Genomic DNA, 4,413 nt, shown 5'->3' with positions numbered 1-4,413 from the left:
CGGGGCCTGATCCAGCGCAGCCAGCACCCCGACGACGGCAGGCTGGCGCTGCTGCGGCTGACCCCGGAGGGGGTGAGCCTGATGGAACGGCTGTTCCCGGCCTTCAACGACGAGGAGGCGTTCGTGGTCGGCGCGCTGGAGGCCGAGGAATCGCTGCACCTGGCCCAGACCCTGCGCCGGATCGTCACCCACCTGGAGGAGCACGGCGAGACGCGCCGCGCCGACCTGCGCCGGGAAACCCCCGTCCCGCCACGCCGCGGCGGCCGCCGCCGCGCCCAGTAACCCCACCCCCGCCAGCACGAACCGGCACCCGACCCCGGATTCTTGAGGCTTGCTCTGATGTGCGGCCTTTGAAGTTCTGTGTCCTAAGCCAGGGCACACGGCCGCTGTGATGACGCGTGACGGTCCGGCCCCGCTGGACCCGGTCACCGGCCCCAGCGCGATGGCGATCCCCGGCTCGTCTCTTGTTCGACGCATCCGCAATGGGTTCTTTGTCTGCATAGGGGATGGTCCTGGACTGGGGCTCGGCATCCGCGCCGCGACAGAGGGAAGGGCCAGGCAGAGGATGACAGCCGCATTTGCTCCCCGGGTGCTCCGGGTCGAGGGCTGCCCAGAAGGGGGATGGCCATGTCGCCGGGGAAGAGAAAGCCGGATCTGCCGAACCTGATGTTCGCCGAGCAACCGGACGGGAGCCTGGTGACGTCGCTGCGAGGGCCGGCCGTACTGAGGGAGCCGCTGCTGAACAAGGGCACGGCCTTCTCACCACAGGAGCGGACGGAGCTGGGGCTCGAGGGCCTGCTCCCACCGGTGGTCGAAACGCTGGATGACCAGGTGCGGCGGATGTACGTGCAGTACCGGGCGCAACCGACGGACCTTCTCAAGAACGTCTACCTGGAGGCGCTACGGGATCGCGACGAGGTGCTGTACTACCGGCTTCTGAGTGATCATCTACGCGAGATGTTGCCCATCGTCTACGACCCGACGGTGGCCGAGGCGATCCGAACCTACAGTCACGAGTACCGCCGTCCGCGAGGGGTGTACCTGTCCGTCGACGATGTGGACGGGATCGAGCAGGCATTCAAGAACCTTCAGCTGGGCCCTGACGACGTCGATCTGATCGTGGCTTCCGACGCTGAGGAGATCTTGGGCATCGGTGACTGGGGAGTGGGTGGCGCGGCCGGCATCGCCGTCGGCAAGCTGGCCGTCTACACCGCCGCCGCGGGGATCGACCCCGCCCGCGTCATCCCGGTCGCCCTCGACGTCGGCACCGACAACGAGGCGCTGCTGAACGACCCCGCCTATGTCGGCAACCGGCACTCCCGGGTGCGAGGGCGGCGCTACGACGACTTCATCGACGCCTACGTCACCACGGCCACCCGGATGTTCCCCGGCGCCATGCTGCACTGGGAGGACTTCGGCCCGTCCAACGCCCGGCGGATCCTGGAGAAGTACACCGAGCGTATCTGCACCTTCAACGACGACATGCAGGGCACCGGCGCGATCGTGTTGGCCGCCATGCTCGGTGCCGTCCGCGTGTCCGGAACGCCGATGAGGGACCAGCGGATCGTCATCTTCGGCGCCGGCACCGCCGGTATCGGCAACGCCGACCAACTGCGCGATGCCATGATCCGCGACGGTCTGGACCGCGAAGAGGCCGTCCGGCGGATCTGGCCCATCGACAAGCAGGGCCTGCTCGTCGACGACATGACCGACCTGCGCGATTTCCAGCAGCCCTACGCCCGCCCCCGGGACGAGGTCGCCGGCTGGCCCCGGGGCGAGCACGGCATCTCGCTGGCCGAGGTCGTCAAGCGGGTCAAGCCGACCATGCTGCTGGGCACCTCCACCGTCCATGGCGCGTTCACCGAGAAGATCGTGCGCTCGATGGCCGCGGAGGTGGAGCGGCCGATCATCTTCCCGATCTCCAACCCGACCGAGCGGATCGAGGCGATGCCCGCCGACCTGATCCGCTGGACCGACGGCCGGGCCTTGATCGCCACCGGCATCCCGGTCGGGCCGATCACCTACAACGGTGTCACCTACGTCATCGCCCAGGCCAACAACGCCCTGCTGTATCCGGGGCTGGGGCTGGGTGTGGTGGTCGCGCGGGCCCGCCGGGTCAGCCCCGGCATGTTGCAGGCGGCCGCCGAAGCCGTCGGCGGCATGGTCGACGTCTCGGCCAGGGGCGCCTCGCTGCTTCCCCAGGTGGACAATCTGCGCGAGGTTTCGGCCACCGTGGCCGTGGCCGTCGCCAATCGGGCGGCTGAGGAGCATCTGGCCCGCACAACGCTGCGCGACACGGTGCAGCAGGTCCAAGATGCGATGTGGCGGCCGAGGTACCGCGCGATCCACGGGAACGGGCAGTGAGCGCGCCGCAGGTCCGGGATGTGCCGATCGGGCTGCAGGCCACCGGCACCCGGACGGAGAGCGACTCCCTCGGCGAGATCGAGGTCCCGGCCGAGCACTACTGGGGCGCCCAGACCCAGCGGTCGCTGATCCACTTCGACATCGGCGACGACCGCATGCCCAAGGCCGTCTACCACGCCTACGGCTACATCAAGAAGGCCGCCGCGATCGTCAACGCCCACGCCGGCCGCCTGCCCCACTGGCAGGCCGACCTGATCGCCCGGGTCTCCGACGAGGTCATCCGTGGCGACCTGGACAGTGAGTTCCCGCTGTACGTGTGGCAGACCGGCTCGGGCACCCAATCCAACATGAACGTCAACGAGGTGATCTCCAACCGCGCGATCCAGCTCGTCGGCGGGCGGCTCGGCGGCAAGGACCCGATCCATCCGAACGATCACGTGAACATGGGCCAATCGTCCAACGACACCTTCGTCACCGCCATGCACATCGCCGCCGCCGAGGCCGTCGACGACCACGTACTGCCCGCCGCCACCAGGCTGTGCGACAGCGCCGAGGCCAAGAGCCGGGAATGGGAGCATGTGGTCAAGATCGGGCGTACCCACCTGGAGGACGCCACCCCGCTGACCGTCGGCCAGGAATGGTCCGGCTATGCCGCCCAACTCCGCGACGCCGTCGACCATCTCGAACGCACCCGTACCGGCCTGTACCGGCTGGCCATCGGTGGCACCGCGGTCGGCACCGGGCTGAACGCCCCGCCGGGGTTCGGCGAACAGGTGGCCGCGCAGATCGCCGAGCTCACCGGGCGGCCCTTCACCAGCGCGCCCAACAAATTCGCCGCCCAGGCCTCCTGCGACGACCTGGTACGCGCGTCGGCGGCGCTGCGCGCCCTGACCGTGCCGCTGTTCAAGTTCGCCAACGACCTGCGCTGGCTGGGCTCCGGGCCGCGTACCGGCCTGCGCGAGCTGGTCCTTCCGGCCAACGAGCCGGGCTCGTCGATCATGCCGGGTAAGGTCAACCCGACCCAGGCGGAAGCCATGCTGATGGTCGCCATCCAGGTGACAGGCAACGACACCGCCGTCTCGATGGCCGGCGGCGAGGGCAACTTCGAGCTGAACGCCTTCCGCCCGGTCATCATCAGGAACGTGCTGCACTCGGCACGCATCCTGGCCGACATGATGGATCACTTCCGCACATATCTGGTCGAAGGGGCCCGGCTGAACACCAAGACGCTGCACCACAACATCGAGCACTCGATCATGATGGTGACCGCGCTCAGCCCCGTCGTCGGCTACGACCAGGCCGCCCACATCGCCCACCACGCCCTCGACAAGGGCCTGTCGCTCAAAGACGCCGTACTTCAGTGCGGCGTCACCGCAGACCTCTACGACAAGATCGTCGACCCCGAACGCCTCACCCGCCCCGGAGTGCCCAGCCCCGACGGCGGCACCCGGCGCTGAAGAACCGCCTCTCCGGCCGACCGCGCCGGCGGCACGAAGCCACCCCTCGCGGTGGTCCCGGCATGGTCGGCCGCTCAGGGCGTCAGGCCCGGCTACCGCGGCTGAGCGGGGTCGCCGGTGCCGGGGGGCGGGAGTGTGGTCGGCCGGGAGGTCAGGGGCGGGCGGCGTTGACCAGGGCGTCGAACAGGCGCTGGTTGACCGGGTCGGTGGCCGCGGTGTCCTCCGGATGCCACTGCACCCCGAGGAACCAGCCCGCCGGCTCGGCCAGCTCCACCGCCTCGACCGTGCCGTCGGCGGCATGGGCCACCGCCACCAGCCCCTCCCCCGGCGCCGCCACGCACTGATGGTGGTAACACGACGCGGTGATCTCCTCGACGCCGACGACCGCGGCCAGCAGCGAACCGGCCGCCACCGTCACCGGGTGCACCACGTGCCGGTGATCGGGCTCCATGTGCTGGCGCAAGGCGCCGCCCCGCGCGACGTTGACCACCTGCAGCCCCCGGCAGATCGCCAGCGTCGGCACCCCCGCCGCCAGCGCGTAGCGGGCCGCGGCCAGATCGAAGGCGTCCTGCTCGGCGTCGACGTCGTAGAC

The 4,413-nt window shown here is 69.8% G+C and carries 3 protein-coding genes and 1 pseudogene; 3 read left to right on the top strand and 1 reads right to left on the bottom strand.

What is annotated here, in order from left to right; translation table 11 throughout:
- The 3 genes and pseudogenes from AB0N02_RS47200 to AB0N02_RS47190 all read left to right on the top strand — a co-directional run.
- Nucleotides 1-282: pseudogene (locus AB0N02_RS47200) on the top strand (MarR family transcriptional regulator); the annotation flags it as partial.
- Nucleotides 283-627: 345 nt separating this feature from the next.
- On the top strand, nucleotides 628-2,364 hold the full coding sequence (locus tag AB0N02_RS47195) for an NAD-dependent malic enzyme (RefSeq protein WP_363961725.1): 1,737 nt from the start codon (nucleotides 628-630) through the stop codon (nucleotides 2,362-2,364).
- The gene (locus AB0N02_RS47190) at nucleotides 2,361-3,821 is read left to right on the top strand and encodes a class II fumarate hydratase (protein WP_363961723.1); all 1,461 of its coding nucleotides are present in this window, start codon (nucleotides 2,361-2,363) and stop codon (nucleotides 3,819-3,821) included. Before AB0N02_RS47195 ends, AB0N02_RS47190 begins: the two co-directional genes overlap by 4 nt.
- A 151-nt stretch (nucleotides 3,822-3,972) precedes the next feature.
- On the opposite strand, the gene AB0N02_RS47185 is transcribed toward AB0N02_RS47190, so the two are convergent.
- The coding region (locus AB0N02_RS47185; RefSeq protein ID WP_363961721.1) for a gamma-glutamyl-gamma-aminobutyrate hydrolase family protein at nucleotides 3,973-4,413 on the bottom strand (441 nt) is incomplete at its 5' end.

The organism is Streptosporangium sp. NPDC051022 (assembly GCF_040683035.1).
In the GTDB taxonomy this organism is placed as follows: domain Bacteria; phylum Actinomycetota; class Actinomycetes; order Streptosporangiales; family Streptosporangiaceae; genus Streptosporangium.
Note: the sequence above shows the minus strand (reverse complement) of the source record. Positions and strands in the feature narration are given on the sequence as shown.